Source organism: Gilliamella sp. wkB308, from assembly GCF_001690185.1.
Taxonomy (GTDB): Bacteria; Pseudomonadota; Gammaproteobacteria; order Enterobacterales; family Orbaceae; genus Gilliamella; species Gilliamella apicola_I.
In genome coordinates this window covers 46,091-66,218 of the sequence record NZ_LZGN01000043.1, presented here as the reverse complement: position 1 = coordinate 66,218, position 20,128 = coordinate 46,091, and the positions used below count along the sequence as shown (strand labels likewise).

18 protein-coding genes and 2 pseudogenes are annotated in these 20,128 nt (G+C 36.6%); 4 read left to right on the top strand and 16 right to left on the bottom strand.

The window, feature by feature from the left end:
* Positions 1-15 precede the first annotated feature (15 nt).
* The 13 genes and pseudogenes from rplS to aas all read right to left on the bottom strand — a co-directional run bounded on the left by rplS (position 16) and on the right by aas (position 12,049).
* On the bottom strand, positions 16-366 hold the full coding sequence (rplS, locus tag A9G10_RS11815; protein WP_065559708.1) for a 50S ribosomal protein L19: 351 nt from the start codon (positions 364-366) through the stop codon (positions 16-18).
* Positions 367-397: 31 nt separating this feature from the next.
* Positions 398-1,150, bottom strand: coding sequence for a tRNA (guanosine(37)-N1)-methyltransferase TrmD (gene trmD, locus A9G10_RS11810; RefSeq protein ID WP_065559707.1), 753 nt, complete (start codon positions 1,148-1,150; stop codon positions 398-400).
* Positions 1,151-1,166: 16 nt separating this feature from the next.
* Positions 1,167-1,694: a ribosome maturation factor RimM gene (gene rimM, locus A9G10_RS11805; protein WP_065559706.1), complete on the bottom strand. Its 528-nt coding sequence runs from the start codon at positions 1,692-1,694 to the stop codon at positions 1,167-1,169.
* Between the two features lie 25 nt (positions 1,695-1,719).
* Positions 1,720-1,968: a 30S ribosomal protein S16 gene (rpsP, locus tag A9G10_RS11800; RefSeq protein ID WP_065559705.1), complete on the bottom strand. Its 249-nt coding sequence runs from the start codon at positions 1,966-1,968 to the stop codon at positions 1,720-1,722.
* Between the two features lie 238 nt (positions 1,969-2,206).
* Complete coding sequence (locus A9G10_RS11795; RefSeq protein WP_065559704.1) at positions 2,207-2,581, bottom strand: DUF956 family protein; 375 nt, start codon at positions 2,579-2,581, stop codon at positions 2,207-2,209.
* 163 nt (positions 2,582-2,744) lie between these two features.
* Positions 2,745-3,656, bottom strand: a complete 912-nt coding sequence (locus tag A9G10_RS11790) for a PTS system mannose/fructose/sorbose family transporter subunit IID (RefSeq protein WP_065559703.1) — start codon at positions 3,654-3,656, stop codon at positions 2,745-2,747.
* 17 nt (positions 3,657-3,673) lie between these two features.
* Positions 3,674-4,474 carry a PTS mannose/fructose/sorbose transporter subunit IIC gene (locus tag A9G10_RS11785; protein WP_065559702.1) on the bottom strand — a complete coding sequence of 267 codons (801 nt, stop codon included), beginning with the start codon at positions 4,472-4,474 and terminating at the stop codon, positions 3,674-3,676.
* 22 nt (positions 4,475-4,496) lie between these two features.
* Positions 4,497-5,039, bottom strand: a pseudogene (locus A9G10_RS13050) (PTS system mannose/fructose/N-acetylgalactosamine-transporter subunit IIB); the annotation flags it as partial.
* 53 nt (positions 5,040-5,092) lie between these two features.
* Positions 5,093-5,471: pseudogene (locus A9G10_RS13045) on the bottom strand (PTS sugar transporter subunit IIA); the annotation flags it as partial.
* Between the two features lie 314 nt (positions 5,472-5,785).
* On the bottom strand, positions 5,786-7,525 hold the full coding sequence (locus tag A9G10_RS11775; RefSeq protein WP_065559700.1) for a carboxylesterase family protein: 1,740 nt from the start codon (positions 7,523-7,525) through the stop codon (positions 5,786-5,788).
* A 288-nt stretch (positions 7,526-7,813) separates the two neighbouring features.
* Positions 7,814-8,719 carry an N-acetylmuramic acid 6-phosphate etherase gene (gene murQ / locus A9G10_RS11770; RefSeq protein ID WP_065559699.1) on the bottom strand — a complete coding sequence of 302 codons (906 nt, stop codon included), beginning with the start codon at positions 8,717-8,719 and terminating at the stop codon, positions 7,814-7,816.
* Positions 8,685-9,893 (bottom strand): lysophospholipid transporter LplT, encoded by a 1,209-nt coding sequence (gene lplT / locus A9G10_RS11765; RefSeq protein ID WP_065559698.1) that lies wholly within the window; start codon positions 9,891-9,893, stop codon positions 8,685-8,687. The genes murQ and lplT overlap by 35 nt, the downstream gene beginning before the upstream one ends.
* A 14-nt stretch (positions 9,894-9,907) precedes the next feature.
* Complete coding sequence (gene aas / locus A9G10_RS11760; protein WP_065559697.1) at positions 9,908-12,049, bottom strand: bifunctional acyl-ACP--phospholipid O-acyltransferase/long-chain-fatty-acid--ACP ligase; 2,142 nt, start codon at positions 12,047-12,049, stop codon at positions 9,908-9,910.
* Positions 12,050-12,247: 198 nt separating this feature from the next.
* On the opposite strand from aas, the gene A9G10_RS11755 reads away from it, so the two are divergent.
* Positions 12,248-13,222, top strand: a complete 975-nt coding sequence (locus A9G10_RS11755) for an ornithine cyclodeaminase family protein (RefSeq protein ID WP_065559696.1) — start codon at positions 12,248-12,250, stop codon at positions 13,220-13,222.
* An 86-nt stretch (positions 13,223-13,308) separates the two neighbouring features.
* Here the strand turns inward: A9G10_RS11755 and gpsA are convergent, their stop codons facing one another.
* Genes gpsA through A9G10_RS11740 form a run of 3 tightly spaced genes read right to left on the bottom strand, consistent with a single transcriptional unit; the run spans position 13,309 to position 15,313 of the window.
* Positions 13,309-14,325 carry an NAD(P)H-dependent glycerol-3-phosphate dehydrogenase gene (gene gpsA / locus A9G10_RS11750; protein ID WP_143426011.1) on the bottom strand — a complete coding sequence of 339 codons (1,017 nt, stop codon included), beginning with the start codon at positions 14,323-14,325 and terminating at the stop codon, positions 13,309-13,311.
* 39 nt (positions 14,326-14,364) lie between these two features.
* The gene (gene secB / locus A9G10_RS11745) at positions 14,365-14,847 is read right to left on the bottom strand and encodes a protein-export chaperone SecB (protein ID WP_065559694.1); all 483 of its coding nucleotides are present in this window, start codon (positions 14,845-14,847) and stop codon (positions 14,365-14,367) included.
* 25 nt (positions 14,848-14,872) lie between these two features.
* Entirely contained in the window at positions 14,873-15,313 is a 441-nt protein-coding gene (locus A9G10_RS11740; protein ID WP_065559726.1) for a rhodanese-like domain-containing protein, read from the bottom strand.
* Positions 15,314-15,984: 671 nt separating this feature from the next.
* On the opposite strand from A9G10_RS11740, the gene glnA reads away from it, so the two are divergent.
* From glnA to glnG, 3 genes are all read left to right on the top strand, one after another.
* Positions 15,985-17,394, top strand: a complete 1,410-nt coding sequence (gene glnA / locus A9G10_RS11730; protein WP_065559692.1) for a glutamate--ammonia ligase — start codon at positions 15,985-15,987, stop codon at positions 17,392-17,394.
* A gap of 71 nt (positions 17,395-17,465) precedes the next feature.
* On the top strand, positions 17,466-18,515 hold the full coding sequence (gene glnL, locus A9G10_RS11725) for a nitrogen regulation protein NR(II) (RefSeq protein ID WP_065559691.1): 1,050 nt from the start codon (positions 17,466-17,468) through the stop codon (positions 18,513-18,515).
* Between the two features lie 11 nt (positions 18,516-18,526).
* Positions 18,527-19,993: a nitrogen regulation protein NR(I) gene (gene glnG, locus A9G10_RS11720; protein WP_065559690.1), complete on the top strand. Its 1,467-nt coding sequence runs from the start codon at positions 18,527-18,529 to the stop codon at positions 19,991-19,993.
* Positions 19,994-20,128 lie beyond the last annotated feature (135 nt).

The window sequence follows — 20,128 nt, the reverse complement described above, 5'->3', positions numbered from 1 at the left end:
GTTAATCAATAAAAACTAGTTTAGGCGCTCTTTAATACGAGCCGCTTTACCACGAAGATCGCGTAAGTAGTAAAGTTTAGCTTGACGTACTTGACCACGACGTTTCACAGTAATTGAATCAACAATCGGTGAGTGAGTTTGGAATACTCGTTCAACACCTTCGCCATTCGAAATTTTACGTACTGTAAATGCAGAATGTAAACCACGATTGCGAATTGCAATAACCACACCTTCATATGCTTGAAGACGTTTTTTGTTACCTTCAACAACCCATACTTTTACTTCAACCGTATCACCCGGGCGAAAAGACGGGATGTCTTTTTTCATTTGTTCTTGTTCTAATTGCTGAATAATTGCATTTTTCATAATATTATCTCTTACTAGTTATACTGAAATCTTAATGGCTATGTTTATCCTGATATTCACGTTGAAACTCAGCGAGTAAACATTGCTCTTCATCAGTCAGAGCTAGATTTTCAAGAAGATCTTCTCTTCTTAACCAAGTTCGTCCAAGGGATTGTTTTAATCGCCAACGACGAATCGCTTCATGGTGACCAGACATTAACACGTCAGGCACCGCCATTCCATCTAACACCTCAGGTCTGGTATAGTGAGGACAATCAAGTAAACCGTTAGCAAAAGAGTCTTCTTCTGCAGATGATTCATGATTTAACACGCCGGGAATAAATCTTGCCAGTGCATCAATCATCGTCATTGCTGGTAATTCACCACCACTCAATACGTAATCTCCAATTGACCATTCTTCGTCAATCTCGGTTTGGATCACGCGTTCATCAATACCTTCGTAACGTCCACAAATCAAAATTAATTTTTGATTTTGTGACAATTCGCAAACGCCTTGTTGGTTCAATTTGCGCCCTTGTGGGGAAAGATAGATTACTTTTGTATTGTCACCTGCCACAGCTTTCGCTGCATGAATTGCATCCCTAAGGGGTTGTACCATCATTAACATACCCGGCCCACCGCCATAAGGTCTGTCATCGATAGTCTTATGCTTATCATGCGCAAAGTCGCGCGGATTCCAATAATTTACTGTTAACAGCCCATTTTTTACAGCTCGACCAGTTACGCCATAACAGGTAATGGCTTGAAACATTTCGGGAAAAAGGCTAATTACGCCAATCCACATAGTGTTACCTTACCAATTAAAAAGCAGGATCCCAATCGACCACAATCATTTTTGCTGTTAGATCAACTTGTTTAATAAATTGTTCTTCAACAAAAGGGATTAAACGTTCTGTTGCTCCAAATGCATCTTTTAGATTTGCTTTTACCACCAATACATCATTAGAGCCGGTCTCCATTAAATCAGTGACCTGACCTAAATCGTAACCGTTGACTGTTTTTACTCGGCACCCAATCAGATCTTTCCAATAAAAATCACCATGATTCAGTTCAGGCAAATTTTCAGCATCGACAAACACTTCAATGTTGGTTAATGCATTGGCTTGATCACGATCGTCAACACCTTTGAGTTTCACAATCATATCTTGATTATGGGGTTTAAAGCTTTCTACGATTACCTCTTGCCATTTTCCAGCTCGCTGGATATACCAAGGTGTGTAATCAAAAATACTATCTGGAAATTCTGTAAACGAAAAAATTCTGAGCCATCCACGAATGCCGTAGCTTGAACCAAGTTTACCAACAACAATGAAATTCTCAGTATTCATTTTACAGTGACTATCTATTACTTAATTAAGCAGCTTTTTGTGCTTGTTTGATCAATGAATTAACACGATCAGAAACAGTTGCACCTAAACCAACCCAATGATTTACGCGATCAAGATCTAAACGTAATTCTTCTGCTTTACCTTGTGCAATTGGATTAAAGAAACCAATGCGTTCGATAAAACGACCATCACGTGGGTTACGGCTATCAGTGACAACTACTTGATAAAAAGGGCGCTTTTTAGAGCCACCACGAGCTAAACGAATAGTTACCATAACATCCTCTTAAATTAAAAAATAATCTTTTTCCTGCCCAACATGGACAGAATCAAAGCCCCAGAATTATACTCCTTCTGGCAAAAAGTGCAATGACTGATTATGATTGATAGAGACAAGATAGTATATAATAGATTCAATTAAAAAATGAATAGACAAAATAGCATTCATTATCCGTTGTCACCCTCACCATGAATAACGCTAGAATAATTTATAATATTTTGGATATTAGCATCGATTATTTTTGACTTGGTTTGCGAGTAAATGCTCGCTTTAAAACACCAAAAAAACCTAATGATTTTACCATTTTGTCACCACCAATATAAACTCGGATAGCTCTTAATACGTCTTTAGGATTTTTAGAGGCAAAGGTAAAGGAACCATTTTGTTTTGTGTAGATAGTATAACGTGGTATCCATTTTCCCCCAAATAAGACGGATGCAGAAACATATTCGACTTCTTGCCATGGGATTTGGATGTATTTACGTGCATCTCGCTGATGATAAAATTCCAACGCTTTATTGCCAATCATAATTTGTCCATACTCAGTAAAAGCTGTAAATGCGGTAGCTTTAACGGTTAGGTCTATTTTGGAGTTTAATGATTGAACCATTTATATGACTTCCATATTAATACTAAAGTTAATTTATTGTTTTTTTATGATGTGAACAGCCAAAACCTTTGGACTCAATTATTCAAATATTTATTGATAAAAGATAAAAAAGCATAATTTAAACAGTAAATTATGCTTTTTATCGATTACTTAAAGTTTGAACTTATAGAAGACCAATTACGTGTCCTACAATCCCGACAACAAAGAGTCCGAGGATTATTAAGATTGGTGATACTTTTTTACGTAATAACCACATGCATAAAAAAGTTAAAAGTAACGGAACCAGTCCTGGTATCAATTGGTCTAAGTTATTTTGTAAGGTGGTGACCTTTTCTTGAGTAAGGGATAACCCTGCTTGCATTTGTTGTAATGCGGTTTGAATGCCTTCTGAACCAGCAGGTAAGTGATTCCAATCAATAAAAGCACCGTCGCCTAATTTAACTTTTGAAACGACAGGTTGGAAATTAATTGATACCCATCTTTGCACCAAGGCTGCCAGAATAAACATCCCTAAAATGGAAGCACCTTTGGTAATTTTTTGCAGTAAGCCACCCGATAAATTATCGGTGATTTTAGAACCTGTACGGTAACCAAACTCTTGGGTGTACCACATAAAACTCCAACGGATAATATTCCAAAGTAAAAAGAATAAAATTGGTCCCATAACATTGCCACTAAGTGCAAGTGATGCGCCAAGCGCACCAAGCATTGGTCTTACCGTAAACCAGAACACGGGATCACCAACTCCGGCTAAAGGTCCCATCATTCCAACTTTTACACCTTGGATGGCAACATCATCAACAGCAGCACCATTAGCACGTTCTTCTTCGAGAGCAAGCGTAACACCAAGAACTGGTGAAGCTAAATAAGGGTGAGTGTTAAAGAATTCTAAATGGCGTTTAAGTGCTGCTGAACGATCTTCTTTGGTGGTATAGAGTTTTTTTATTGCAGGGATCATTGAATAGACCCAACCACCATTTTGCATACGTTCATAATTCCAAGAACCTTGGAGAAAGGTTGAGCGCCAAGCAACCGCTAAACGATCTTTTTTGCTTAATTGAATTTTATCAGTCATTTTTTTACTCCAAGTACTTAGTAATCATTTAAAATATCGTCAAGTGGATCACCTTTGCTTCCACCATTTGATGAATTGCCACGTTCTGAAAGGCTAAGATAAATCATTGCTAATGCAATACCTAATGCACCTAATGCAATAAGGGTTAATTGTGAGATAGCAGCAACCACAAAACCGATGATAAAGAATGGCCAAACTTCACGATTTGCCATCATATTAATTACCATGGCATAACCCACAGCAACGACCATACCACCACCAATTGCCATACCTGTTGTTAACCATTCAGGCATAGATTCTAATGCGCCTTTTACTGTTTCGGCTGGAATAAATAATAGCGCTGCTGCCGGAATGGCGATTCTTAAACCTTGTAAGCAGATACCTAATATTTGTAATAGTTCAATTTTACGGATATTACCTTCTTCTGCCGCTGCATCCATCATATGTACTAATGGTACAGCAATCGTTCGGACAATCATTGTTAAAAATAATCCTGCAACCGCTAAAGGAATGGCAATAGCAATAGCTGTTGATACGCCTGCGGCACCTTGTCCACCTAAAACCAAAATGATGGACGAAGCCACAGAGGCTAATGCAGCATCGGGTGCAACGGCTGCACCAATGTTAGCCCAACCTAAGGCTATCATCTGTAATGAGCCACCCAGAACAACACCCGCTTCAAGATTACCGGTCACCAAACCAATTAATGAGCAGGCAACTAACGGTTGATGAAATTGAAACTGATCTAAAATACCTTCCATTCCTGCCAGAAAGGCAATAACTATCACTAAAATGATAGCAACAATTGATAATGTCATAATATAACCTCTTGTATAAGTCCTAATTCTTTTGTGCTGCTAATTCTTCTTTCGCTTTTTTCAACAATTCATCCATATTACTATTAGAATCATTAGGTACTTTGCGAACATCAAATTTAACGTGTTTTTCTTTTAATTTTTCGAATGTTTCTACATCATCCGCATTCATTGACAGCACTTTATTTACCATTACTTTACCGACAGAGTGCGCCATTGAGCCAATATTAAGGGTATCAATGTCGACTCCGCCTTCAATAGTTCGTAATACATCTTGAGGGTTTTCGAATAGTAACAATGCTTTAGTATTGCCAAATCGTGGATCGCGTGAAACTTCGATGATTTTTTTAATCGGCACGACATTTGCTTTTACCCCTGGAGGAGCAGCTTCTTCGATCAGTTTTTTTCTTAATTCATCTTTCGATACTGAATCAGATACCACGATGATACGATTAGGATTAGTTGATTTTGTCCAAGCGGTGGCGACTTGACCATGTAATAAACGAGAGTCAACCCGGGCCAATACAATTTTCATTTTACCATCACCTAGAACGGTGCCTTCAGGTATGGTATTCGTTTGTTGAGTGGCAGTGGTGCTTGTAGCAGGTGCTTCAACTGTTGCTTTAATTCCTTCTTTCGCTGATTCTAAGATTGCGACGGCAATTTCTTTAGCTGTTTCCATTGAAAAACGAGATGAATAAGCTTCAATAAGCATCGGCAGATTTAAACCTGCAACAATTGCCCAATTAGGGTGTTCACCACATAGATTATTGGCTTGATTAAATGGCGTGCCCCCCCATAAATCAACTAAAAAAAGTACTTCATTTTGATCGTCGAATGTTGCTATTGCGGCTAACATTCGTTCTTTTAAACTTTCCGGGCTATCACTTGGATGCAAGGTTACAGCTTGCACGTTTTCTTGCTCTCCAAAAATCATTGCCCCAGATTGTAGAATCCCTTCTGCAAACTCACCATGAGTTGCTAGAATAATTCCTACCATACAACTACCTCCCAATTTTTATATTATATTCATAATATAAATGTCATAAATTTTTATCAAAAATTGATATTAAAAATTAACTATAAATAATATAGTCTGTAACTTTAAACAGGGCTGAAATTCGTGATATTAACGAACCAATATAAGTTTTATCTCGAATAGAATTATTGAAATAAATCCCCGTTTTGTAAATAGCTTTTTTGCTTAAATAACTTTTTAATGGTTTATAAATTTCAAAATTTTCAATAATGAGATATTCAAGATATTTTTTTGCTAATTATCTTATTTAATCTAAACGTTTTATCAAGAATACATCATTTTATCCATAATGACTTATTATGATATCTAAGATCTAGTTCATGACTAAACCACCGCCCATTTAATACTTCAGAAATAATAATCTTTTTGATTTCTTGTGTCACAGATTGGTCGTTATCCATTTCATCAAGAACATCACTATAAACCAAATTTTGTCTTCCCATATAAACTATAGCTTTTTCTTTGTCGGCATTGATATAGAGTAGTCCCTTATCCGCATTATTATTTGTTGTTGACCAATTATTCCAATAAACTAAATCGTCACCATTAGGATCGCCGTTATAGATAAAATTATGAATATATTTTTTATAAATCTTACTGAGTTGTTTAGCGCCTTGAGTTTTATAGGCATTTGCTATTAACCCATTATAATTTTCTGAATACGGATCCATCAGTGGTAAAAAAACACCATGAAAAGCACCATATAATCCCATTGGTAAGCCTACAACATTTTGATCTTCGCCATATTGTATTTCCATACCATAAATTTTTGCTTTATAAAAAGGTGCCATTTTTTGGGCTGAATCTGAAACGTTAAATAGATCATATAATTTTCCACCATATTTATTGGCGAATTGAAATGCTGTTAGTGTTTGTCCACTTGGTATACCATGATTGAAGGATGCGCTAAAATAAGCTGAAGATTTTGCGAATAATGAAAATTCACCCGTACCGGTCAGCATGATCAATGGCACAGAATGATATTGATGCGTATTAAACCCTTCTTTGGGGATCACATAGCCGTCGTTATATAAATGTGGAAAGACACTCATTCTGATTCTGGCATTATTCATCAGTGAAACCAATCTTTCGGAAGATAGGCTATACAAATATGCTTTGACATCGGGATGATTGGTTAACAGCCAATGATAAGCTTGTTCTTCAGTCGGCTTTATATTATCTTCAACAGCAAGTGGGGCTATAGCTTTGGCAAAGACTTTAATACTATCCTCTTTATTTGCAATGGTCATACCGCCACTAAAAGAGATCGCTTTTTGAAATTTATCTTTAAAAATAGGTGAGATTAACATCGCCATAACATCTCGCCCACCCGCTGAAAAACCAGAGACAGTGATATTGTTAGGATTTCCGCCAAAATAGGTAATATTGTCTTTAATCCAATCCAATGATTTTGCCATATCCAATAACGCATAGTTTCCAGAATCTTCGAGTTTATCACCTGTTTGCAAGGCAGGAAGCGGATTAAATCCGAGTGGCCCCAAACGATAATTGATTGAGATAAAAATTGCATCCAGATCGGTTACCATGCCGTTGCCAGTCATCTCTTCTGCTTTTCCGATTTGATTGTTTCCACCGTGAATATAAACGAGAACTGGTAAATTTTTTTTATTATTATTTGGTCGATAGATATTGAGATTTAAACTGTTATCTGAACCAACGATGTTATCTTCATTGAGCTGAAATGCGATAGGACTCGCTTGAGTTGCATCAAATATACCTTCCCAAGGTTCTGGGTCAATCGGTTTTTTCCATCTTAGCTCCCCTGAGGGTGCTTTCGCATAAGGTATGCCTGTCCACGCAAGAACGTTATTGGTGTTGTCGAGTTGACCTTTAACTAATCCAAATTGGGTTTTTATCAAAGTTGGATCCGAGATAGTGGATATCGTTGATAAATTGGAATTTGTTAAAAGCTGATGATTTTGACTATAGACAACAATTGGCGTTGATAGGATGAAAATACCAAGTATAGCGATATGAAATAGTGATTTCCTCATACAATGTCCTTGTGTGTCTTTCAAAAAATTGAATAAAAAATTAATATCAGAAATTAGCGAGAAGTGTATACATCCATGAAAGAAGTGATGAATTTACGCTTAATCTAACTAAATCATATTATTATAATTATCTCAGTTTACTGTTATGCCAGTAATATTCTGTTTAAATAAATGGTACAGTTTTTATATTTCTCTATTATGTAATAGATTGTCAATGATCCTAATTTGAAAATTAGACATGGATCATAAAAACAGACCATTTACGTTTATTTTTTTAAAATTTTTTTATTAACTCGTCGATAGGGCTTTTCTGATAAAACCATTATTTTCTGATAATAATTTTTTTGCTTGATCAACATCAAGTTGACCGAGAATCATTAAAATAGCTGTTTTACAGTGTCTATTACTCTGTTTAAGCGCTAACATTGCCGTTTGGCGGTCACATTCAGTTGCTTGCATGACAATGGATATTTGTCGCTCAATTAATTTAGCATTAGTGGCTTCGACATCGACCATTAAATTACCGTAAACTTTACCAATTTTGATCATGCTAGCTGTGGTTAACATATTAAGGACGAGTTTTTGTGCTGTTCCGGCTTTCATTCTTGATGAGCCCGTTATCACTTCAGCTCCTACAATTGGTGTGATGGCGACGTCTGCCAGATCAATCATAGGGGCATTGGGGTTACAGCATAAACTTATGACTGTTGCGCCGATTGATTTAGCAAATTGCATACCACCTATAACGTAGGGAGTGCGACCACTAGCTGCAATACCAACTAAAATATCATTGGCTGAAAAGTGAATATTTTTCAAATCAGTTATTGCTAATTCAGGATTATCTTCTGCATTTTCAACTGCTTTAAAAATTGCCGTTTGACCACCAGCAATCAATCCGATGACTTGTTGAGGAGGGGTGCCATAGGTGGGTGGGCATTCACTTGCATCCAAAATACCAAGCCGGCCTGAAGTGCCGGCGCCGATATAAATTAAACGACCGTGATTTAAAAAAGTTTGACTAATCACATCCACCGCTTTAGCGATATTGGCTAACTCTTTTTCAACAGCAACGGCAACATGCTTATCTTCATTATTAATGATTTTGAGTATATCGATCGTCGAACAGCTATCAATTTTTTCGCTGTATGGATTACGACTTTCAGTTAACATTTTTGATAGATTTATTGATTGCATTCTTTTTTAATCCTAGCCACAGTAAAAAGATAACAATTGCAAATAAAGCGCCGAAACTAACGCCAATTGTTATTATCGAGATCTTAAAAGATACAGCAACAGTATAAAGACCCAACATAACCATCATTGTAGTATATTCACTTAAATTTTGTACGGAAATGACACTGCCTGCACCAACGAGATCTTTACCAATTTTTTGAATTAATGCATTTAGCGGGACTAAAAAGAATCCGCCTAACGCACCAATAACAATTAATAATATATAACAAGCAATAAGGTTGCTTTGTAAAGTGAACGCGATAACGGCAATGCCCATCATTATTCCTGCTGGAATGCAACGTAACGTATTATTGATTGAGACCAGTAAACTGGCTAATCCTGCTCCAATAACAATGCCGATAGCAACGACTGCATTTAGATTTGTTGGTGTTGCGATATCCGTAATATTTAAAACAGCAGGTACCCAAAGGATTAATAAAAATCGTAAGGTAACTCCCGCTCCCCAGAATAGACTTGTGCCTAATAAAGTATATAAAACTAGTTTATTATTAAGAATAATGTGAACGGTTTTACTAAAATCTTTTATCATACTCTTTATATTCCATTGAATATCTTTTCTGGCAGCAGGGAGTTTAGGAATAAAAATATTAGCAATAACAGCAAAACCATACATTAATACACATGCAAGTAAGGACGCACTGACATTCATATCGGCAAGATGTCCGCCAGCAAGTGAACCCAGCAAAATAGCCGCAATAGTAGATGCTTCTATCAATCCATTCGCTTTGACCAAATTATTACCTGAAGTCAGTTCGCCTAAAATCCCATATTTAGCAGGCGAATAACCCGCTGCACCAACACCTACTAAAAAATAGCCAATAAAAGGGCTAAAATTTAGACAGATACAGGCTGCGCCTAATAGCTTCATCGCATTTGAAATCATCATGACTTTTCCTTTAGACATACAGTCAGCAAATTGACCAACAAAAGGAGAAAGGATGATAAAAGGAATCACAAAACCGATTTGTAGTGCTGACTCACTCCATTCTGGGTACTGAAGTTTTCTGATATAGGCAAGAATAGCAAAGAATATTGCATTATCTGCAAATGCCGAAAAGAATTGCGCCAGCATGGTTGCCACCATGCCTTTGCTTAATAGTGAATTGTGGTACATGTGATATCCTTATGCTATTCATCAGCCATTTTTCGGAGTGTGATAAAGTCTATTTTTCCTGTTCCAAGAAGTGGAAGTTCTTTAACGACTCGAATATCACGAGGAACGGCTAAAGCTGGAATACCCAATTCTTGTGCTGTTTGACTTAGTTGTTCACGATCTAACTTGGTTGAAGTTGTAAAAAGTACAATTGCTTCCCCTTTTGCAGCATCAGCTTTTACCGTTGCACCATGCATTGCATCGGGATCCACTTTTTTAGCGAGTGCCTCTACACTCTCTAAAGAGACCATTTCACCTGCTATTTTGGCAAATCGTTTTAGTCGTCCTTTAATGGTGATAAAACCTTCATCATCAATTGAAACGATATCACCGGTATCGTACCAACCCTGTTCAGCTTCACCATTTTCATTTATGGCGACAGGTGGTTCAAGGGTGCCAGGATTTTCAACGCGCAAATAACCTTTCATCACGTTTGGCCCTTTAACTTGTAATTCCCCTCCCTCACTAATGCCAGGTATATGAATTAACCGTGAGGACATCCCCGGCAATAAACGACCAACTGTGCCATTTTTAAATGCCATAGGTACATTGAGGGCAACGACCGGCGCACATTCGGTGACGCCATAGCCTTCTAAAATACGAATACCATATTTATCTTTCCATAGTTCTCGTACTGGTTCAGATAATTTTTCAGCGCCAGCTACCACATAGCGTAAACGCATAAAATCAAATGGGTGGGCATAGCGAGCATAGTTAGCTAAAAAAGTTGGTGTACCAAATAGAACGGTACAATTTTGATCATAAATAATTTCTGGTACCATTCGATAATGTAATGGGTTTGGATATAAGAAGGTACGACTACCTGAAAAAAGCGGTAAAAACAAACCAGCTGTAATACCAAAAGCATGGAACAACGGTAATGCAGACATAAATCGATCGGCTGGAGTAGGATCAATGACCGATCGAATTTGTTCAACGTTAGCAAGTAGACTACCATGCGTATGCACAACCCCTTTGGGGTTACCCTCAGAGCCTGATGTAAAAAGAACAAGTGCTTCATCATCACTGGTTTGATTACATTCAACAAAACGTGGAATGTATTGATTCACAGCCACATAGAGCTTATCTTTTAAGGTCAAACTACTGCGTAAATCTTCCAGAAAATACCACTTAATGCCTTTGATCTCATCTAATAGATAATCGAGTTTACCTTTTTGAATAAATTTACGCGACGTGACAATGGATTTAATTTCGGCGGCAGTAATTGCACACGTTAATCCCTTTGTACCTGCAGTATAATTAAGCATGGCAGGTACTCGATTTTTCACTAATAAACCGAAAATAGTGGCAACGGTGATTGTGGCATTGGGGAGTAAGACACCGACTCGTTCTTTTTTTTCGGTAATCTTTTCGATAATGCAACTTACCCCAATGATTTGCTTAAGTAAATTACGATAAGATAATTCGGATGTTGTCGGGTCTTGTACTGTTCTTGATTTTGTCCCATAGCGAACTTGTGCTTCAAGTAATGCTTCAAATAGTGTTAATTTAGGACGACTTGACAGACGAGCATTCATCATGATCTGATGCAATTTTTCACCCGCTATATAGCGTTTATCTTTCGCTTTAGGCACATTTGGCATTGGAATTGTGGTCGGTTCAAGTACATGAATCGTTATTTTAGGAAATAAGCGGCGTTTAAACAGGCCTTTTAGGCGGCTAGTTAATGTGAACTCTGCTCCTTCAATCCAGACAGGTACAATCGTTGCTTGAGATCGGGCCGCAACAAAAGCCGCTCCATCATAAATTTTCATTAATGACCCTGTTACGGTAATTCTTCCTTCAGGGAATATGACTATCGGACGTCCTTTTTCAATTTCGCGTACTAAGCGTTTAATCGCCATAGGATTAATCGGATCCATTGGCACAAAATCTACATAACGTTTTGCTAAACGTACTAACCAGTGATCAATATAACCTGCATAGATAGCAAACACGGGTCTAACAGGTAAGAAAACACCGATTAGAAGACCATCAAGGAAGGAAACATGGTTAGGTGTGATAAGCAATCTTTCTTGCTTTAAGTTTTTTAGGTTACCATAAATTTTGACATGAAAAAGAAACTTTAAAATAACCCTTAATATATTGAATAACATCTTAATTCTCAATTTCCGTGCAAAATTGCACCTTGTCATAATAGTGAAAATTGAGGAAATACACAAGATATGTTGTTTATTATGAATTTATTATACATAACCTGAAGATCTTTAATAATTTGCTATGCTTGATTATCTAAAAGTTAGACAAAGCCTATAAAAAAAGTAAAATAAATCAAAAAAAGGTCTGGAGTGAAAATGTTAATCTTATCCGCAAATGATATTCAACACGTTTATAGTATGAAAGATGCCATTGAGGCAGATAAACAAGCTTTAAAAATCTATACCCAAGGAGATAGTGAAGTGCCTTTACGTATCAATTTTGATATGCAGAAAGGGCAAAGTTTATTTATGCCTGCGCATATAAAAGGTAAGGATATCGCTGGCATTAAAATTGTGTCTGTATTTCCGGATAATCCTAAATTGGGTAAACCCTCCGTACCAGCGCAAGTGATGATGTTAGATCCTTTAACTGGGGAAGTTTGTGCCATTTTAGATGGTACTTTTGTAACTCAACTTCGTACAGGGGCGGTACAAGGTGCGGCAACCGATCTTTTAGCAAGAAAAAATGCTCGACGAGCAGTATTAATAGGAACAGGGGGGCAGGCTGTATCACAATTAGAAGCCATGTTAACCGTTCGAGATCTTACTGATGTGGCTATTTACGATATTGATGAACAAAAAGCGAAACAATTTACGGAAGCGATGAAAAAACACTTTTCACATTTTTCAGCCAATCTCTATTTTTCACAAAATTTTGATGAAGACATTGGTCAAGCAGATATTATCACCTCAGTGACAACATCTAAGGTGGTTACATTTAATGGTGATATCGTTAAGTCTGGTACTCATATTAATGGTGTGGGTGCATATACCCCTGAAATGCATGAAATACCAAGTAATATTGTTGAAAAAGCGGACATTCGTGTACTTGATACCAAAGAGGGCGTTTTTGCCGAAGCTGGGGATATTATTGATCCAATCAACCAAAAACGTGTATCAAAAAATGATTTTTTTGAGTTGGGTGAATTAGTTACTGATTCGCAAAAATGTCGCCAAAACGATGAGCAAATCACATTATTTAAAACGGTGGGAACAGCCGTTCTCGATGTTTATGTTGGATATGATATTTATCTAAAAGCAAAAGAAAAGGGTATTGGAACAAATATATAACCTAATGTTTAGAAAGAATAGCTGATTTTAACTACAAAATTATTTAATAGCGTTAATATAATGTCATGATATAACGTTGTTAAAAATTAACTTTTTAGTTCTTCTTTCTGTGATCGACCGAGTAAGGTCATTGCCGCTTGTTTAGGATCTTTATGTTCGTATAGTACTTTATAAATTTGTTCAGTGATTGGCATATCAACATGATATTGTTTTGCAAGTGTCCAAACTTCTTTAGTATTTTTAAATCCTTCGACAACTTGTGCGATAATATCTTGTGCTTCTTGAATCGATTTATTTTGCCCCAGCAAAATACCGAAACGTCGATTGCGTGATTGATTATCCGTACAGGTTAATACAAGATCACCAAGCCCTGCCATGCCCATAAAGGTTGCAGGATCTGCACCAAGCGCTTCACCTAATCGCATCATTTCAGCCAGTCCACGTGTGATTAACGCTGTCCTTGCATTTGCACCAAAACCCAGTCCGTCAGACAATCCTGCTCCTATAGCAATCACATTTTTAATGGCGCCGCCAAGTTGCACCCCAATAAAATCTTTACTGCTATAGACCCGAAAACTTTTACTACAATGAAATAAATTTTGTAACTCAGTTAAAAAATCATCATCCGTTGAAGCAACGGTTACCGCCGTTGGCAAACCCGAGGCAACTTCTTTAGCAAAAGTAGGGCCTGAAATGACAGCTAGGGGGATTTGATTACCTAAAATTTCTCTGGCAACATCTTGCAATAAACGCCCTGTATTGACTTCAAGTCCTTTGGTTGCCCAAACAATTTTACTATCTTTGCGTAAATAGGGTTTTATTTGCTCTAAAATAGTACCAAAAGCGTGACTAGGTACAACAATGAGTAAGATTGGTGACGCTGAAACAGCTGTTTGCAGATCACTTTCAATGTGAAGTAATTCAGGAAAAGGAATATCAGGCAAAAATTGTTTATTTTGCCTGTCATGCTGTAAAGCCATCATTTTGTGTGGATTATGTCCCCACAATAATGTTTGATGACCATTACGTGCAAGTAAAATAGCTAAAGAGGTTCCATAAGAACCTGCACCGATTACTGTGACAACAGCATGTTTTTCCATAATTAACCGTTAGATTTATCGTTCTAGATTAAATCACAATGATTATTGTAATGTTTCTGTTGATTCTTCTTCAACTGATTGTTGTTGCTGTTGAAGATAGTTCATAAATAGCACGTCAAAGTTAACCGGTTCTAAATTAACTGGAGGGAAAGACCCTTTAATGACTAAGTTAGAAATTGTTTCTCGTGCATACGGGAATAAAATATTTGGACAGTAAGCACCTAAACAGTGTTGTAACTGTGCATCATTGAATCCAACAAGTGAAAAAATACCTGCTTGTGTTACTTCACAAATATAGGCAACTTCGTCTTGTGATTTCATTGTTACTGTAATGCGTAATGCGACTTCATAAACATCATCATTTAAGGATTGAGATGATGAATTCAATTCAACATTCATGGCAGGTTGAAATTGTTTGGTAAAAACTTCAGGTACATTATTGGTTTCAAATGAAACATCTTTTGTATAAATACGTTGAATTGCAAATTGTGTTTCTGGTTGTTGTGTATTGTTTTGTTCTGTCATGATCTAACCTTATTTTAATATAATTTTATTTTCTAACTAATGGTAAATTTTCGCCATTCCATCCTGCAATGCCATCTTTTAATGCAAAAACATTCAAGAAACCTTGTTTAACAAGTACTTCACCGATACCGGCTGATGATAGACCATTATCATCGACTAAGATAACAAAATTTTCTTTATGTTTTTCGATAGAATTTGCACTCGCATTTTTGATATCAATGGGGAGTATATTCAGGGAATCGGTAATGTGCCCTTTTTTGAAACTATCAGCTGATCGCAAATCAATGATTTTAGCATTTTGTTTATTAATCAGATTGATTGCTTGAGCATTATTAATGATTTTAACTTTTGATAATTTACTTTTGATGGTTAATACAATGATTGCAATAAAAAGTACAATCCAACCTAAAGAAAGTAAAATATGATTTTTAACAAAAGGTATAATTTCGAGTGTAATAAAGTCCATACTTTTATAATTACCTAGTTTTTCAATATAAGAAGAGATTATAGCGATATTATGCACTGAAATACAGTACCTATAAGAAAATCTTGTTGTTCTCCAAATTATAGAGCGTTAAATTCAGAAGATTCTTATTGAGATTTTAATTATTACAAGGATGATTGAAAGCGAGAACGACTTTTTTATTTAAGCAATTTCATCCCCCCAGCAAAACCGTGAATTTTATGGTCACTGATAGTTTGTGTCGTTAAATAAGGTGAGTTTAAAAAAACTAGATTATATTTTGTTTGCTGACAATGCCAAAATACTGTCAGACTATTGATCAATATAATGATTGGTAAGTAAATCAGAAACGGTAAGATAAAATTCATCCATTTCAATTGGTTGCATCCTTCTGATTTAATTAAATTCGATTTTAGGGTGATTAGTTAATTGCGGTGATATCAATTTATCCGATTCTTTTTAGCAAAATAACTGTGCAATGCCTTTTATTGGTGCATCATAAGTGTTTTTATGCATTATTTTGGTGCATTAATGCTATTTGTGTTACTATTTAAGCCGTAAATTCACTATAAAAACGTGACTAAAAACTTGGCATCATATTTGCATTAAAGAAAATAACTTGGCAAGAATGCCTTACGAACTGATCAATTATTTGTCCTCAACGGAGAAGATACATGTCTATACAAAAAGTATTAACACTAATTAAAGAAAATGATGTTAAATTTGTCGATTTGCGTTTTACTGATACCAAAGGAAAAGAGCAACACGTTACGATACCTGTTAGTCAAATTGATGCTGATTTTTTTGAAGACGGTAAAATGTTTGACGGCTCTTCAATTGCTGGTTGGAAAGGGATTAATGAATCGGATATGGTATTAATGCCTGATGCTTCAAGTGCCGTTATTGATCCATTTTTTGAAGATGTAACATTAAATCTCCGTTGTGATGTACTCGAACCTGCAACATTACAAGGTTATGATCGTGATCCACGTTCAATCGCAAAACGTGCTGAAGAGTTTTTAAAATCTTCAGGCATTGCAGATACCGTTATTTTTGGACCAGAACCCGAATTCTTTTTATTTGATGATGTTCGATTTGGTTCACCGATGTCAGGTAGTTTTGTTCATATCGATGATATTGAAGCCGCTTGGAATTCAGGTACTAAATATGAAGAAGGTAACAAAGGTCATCGCCCAGGCGTAAAAGGGGGTTACTTCCCACTCCCTCCGGTTGATTCATCGCAAGATATCCGCTCAGAGATGTGTTTAATTATGGAACAACTAGGTTTAGTGGTTGAAGCTCATCACCATGAAGTGGCAACCGCAGGACAAAATGAAATAGCTTGTCGTTTCAATACATTAACTAAAAAAGCGGATGAAGTTCAAATTTATAAATATGTTGTGCAAAATGTAGCGCATATTTATGGAAAAACAGCGACATTTATGCCAAAACCGATGTTTGGTGATAATGGTTCAGGCATGCACTGCCATCAATCTTTAGCTAAAGACGGAGTTAACTTATTTGCTGGTGATAAATATGCTGGGCTTTCTGAGATGGCTTTATTCTATATTGGCGGTATTATTAAACATGCTAAAGCTATCAATGCATTTACTAACCCTGCGACTAACTCATATAAACGTCTAGTACCGGGTTATGAAGCACCTGTTATGCTTGCGTATTCTGCTCGTAACCGTTCTGCTTCAATTCGTATTCCGGTTGTGACTAGCCCGAAAGCACGTCGTATTGAAGTTCGTTTCCCTGATCCAGCTGGTAATCCATATTTATCATTTGCTGCGCAGTTAATGGCTGGTTTAGACGGTATTATTAACAAAATTCATCCTGGCGATGCAATGGATAAAAACTTATATGATTTACCACCGGAAGAATCTAAATTAATTCCACAAGTGGCAGGTTCACTTGAAGAAGCGCTTAATGCATTAGATGCTGATCGTGAATTCTTAACGCGTGGTAATGTCTTCACTAATGATACGATTGATGCTTATATTGATTTGAAACGTCAAGACGTTGATCGTGTACGTATGACACCACATCCAGTTGAATTTGAACTTTACTATAGTTTATAAATTTATCTAAAATTTAAACAGTTAATCCACCGTGTAAAGCGGTGGATTTTAATGAGGACGGAATACCGACGATGACATTTGATAGTGAATCTGATGCTGATCTTGTTCTCAACTCGATGATTACAAGTATTTTATTACTTGATAAAAATCTCAATATTGTTTACGCCAATACTGCTGCCCAGCAGCTATTAGCACAAAGTCCCAAAAAATTATTAGACAGTTATCTTCCTGATTTATTGAGTTACCATTCTTTAGATTTTGAGTTAATGCAAAGTTCATTATCCAAAAATCAAGGGTTTACGGATACTGAAGTGAATTTGGTTGTGAATAATGAATTGCATATCTTATCGTTAACGGCACAACCCTTGAGTAATGAACAGATCTTAATTGAAATGGCGCCTTTAAATAATCATAAACGGTTAAGCCAAGAACAGTTACAACAAGCTCAACAAAGTGCTGCTCGTGAACTTGTGCGAGGGCTAGCACATGAAATTAAAAACCCATTAGGTGGGCTTCGAGGTGCTGCACAATTATTATCACGAGAATTACCGAAAAATGAGTTGCAAGATTATACGCAAATTATTATTGAGCAAGCAGATAGATTAAGAAATCTAGTAGATAGGTTATTAGGACCACAGCAACGCTTGCACCAAAAAGTACAAAATATTCATCAAGCGATTGAACGAACCTATGCATTATTATGCATCGAAAAACCATTAAATGTGACTATTTTACGGGATTATGATCCCAGTTTGCCAGAATTTATCCATGATTCAGAGCAGATCGAACAAGTTATTTTAAATATTGTGCGAAATGCTTTACAGGCTATTGGTACTAAAACAGGTACGATAACAATCAGAACGAGAACTGCCTTTCAAGTTACATTGCATGGACAACGTTATCGACTATGTGCACGTATTGATATTGAAGATAATGGACCGGGGGTACCTGTTCATATTCAAGATACGCTTTTTTATCCTATGGTAAGCGGTTACGAAGGTGGGACAGGAATCGGTCTTTCTATTGCACATAATATTGTCGATCAACATCATGGTAAAATTGAATTTAATAGTTGGCCTGGACACACTGAATTTTCTGTCTATTTGCCAATCAAACAATGAGGTAATTTAAAATGAATGTTTGGGTTGTTGATGATGATAGTTCGATTCGTTGGGTATTAGAAAAAGCACTCACCAATGCACATTTTAATTGTATTAGTTTTGCAAACGGTCAAGATGTGATCGAAGCTTTGACCAATCAACTACCCAAACCGGCTGTTCTTATTTCTGATATTAAAATGCCAGGTATCGATGGTCTATCATTACTTAATTATATCAAAGAACAATTACCCCACTTGCCTGTCATTATTATGACGGCACATTCTGATCTTGATGCTGCTGTTAATACTTACCAAAAAGGGGCTTTTGATTATATTCCCAAACCCTTTGACGTGGATGAAATGATTCAACTTGTTGAACGTGCTATTGCACAGTCTCAACATTTACAAGTACAAAACCATCAACGTACACATGTTACGGCAAAAGCATCAACAGGCATTATAGGTGAAGCACCTTCAATGCAAGAGGTATTTCGGATTATTGGACGCTTATCGAAATCTTCTATTAGTGTGCTGATTAATGGTGAATCAGGTACAGGTAAAGAGTTAGTCGCAAAAGCGCTGCATACTCATAGCCCTCGATCACATTCACCTTTTATCGCACTTAATATGGCAGCGATTCCCAAAGATCTGATTGAATCGGAACTGTTTGGACACGAAAAAGGGGCGTTTACTGGGGCTGCACAAATCAGGCATGGACGATTTGAACAGGCTAATGGTGGAACTTTATTTTTAGATGAAATCGGTGATATGCCTCTTGATGTTCAAACACGGTTACTTCGAGTTCTTGCCGATGGACAATTTTATCGTATTGGTGGTTATTCCCCTGTAAAAGTTGATGTCAGAATTATTGCCGCAACGCATCAAGATTTAGAAGCAAGAGTGCGCGAAGGCAAATTTCGGGATGATTTGTTTCATCGCTTAAATGTAATCCGTATTTTATTGCCTCCTTTACGTGATCGTGCTCAAGATATTCCGAAACTTGCAGAACACTTTTTATATACCACGGCTAAAGAGTTAGGCGTTGAAAGTAAAGTTTTTAGTCCCGAAGCGATGAGTATTCTATGTAAATTCAATTGGCCAGGCAATGTAAGACAGCTAGAAAATACCTGTCGTTGGGTGACCGTTATGTCCTCCAGTAAAGAGATCTTAGAGCAAGATTTACCACCAGAGCTATTACAATTTCCGATGCCTAAAATTTCGGTTGGTCGTAATGATATAAGTTTGACATTAAACGACTCCCAAGTAGCAATGGATTGGCAATTTTTACTGGAACAATGGGCTAAACAATCGCTTGTCGCAGGAAAATCAGGTATTTTAACTGAGGCAGTGACAGAAGTAGAGCGTATTTTATTAAACTGCGCACTTAATTTTACCCGAGGACATAAACAAGAAGCAGCAAATTTATTAGGTTGGGGGCGTAATACTTTAACCAGAAAGTTAAAAGAGTTTTCAAATGAAAATGACAGTGATATTTACTAATTAATCTATAAAATTTTGACATAACGCTATGTAAAGAAACATTTTCTAATCATTTAACGCTGATTTTTGATATTCTTTAAAGTTTATTGAACACTGAGTTGTTTTTAGATACAATTTAATGCAAATGAGAATTAT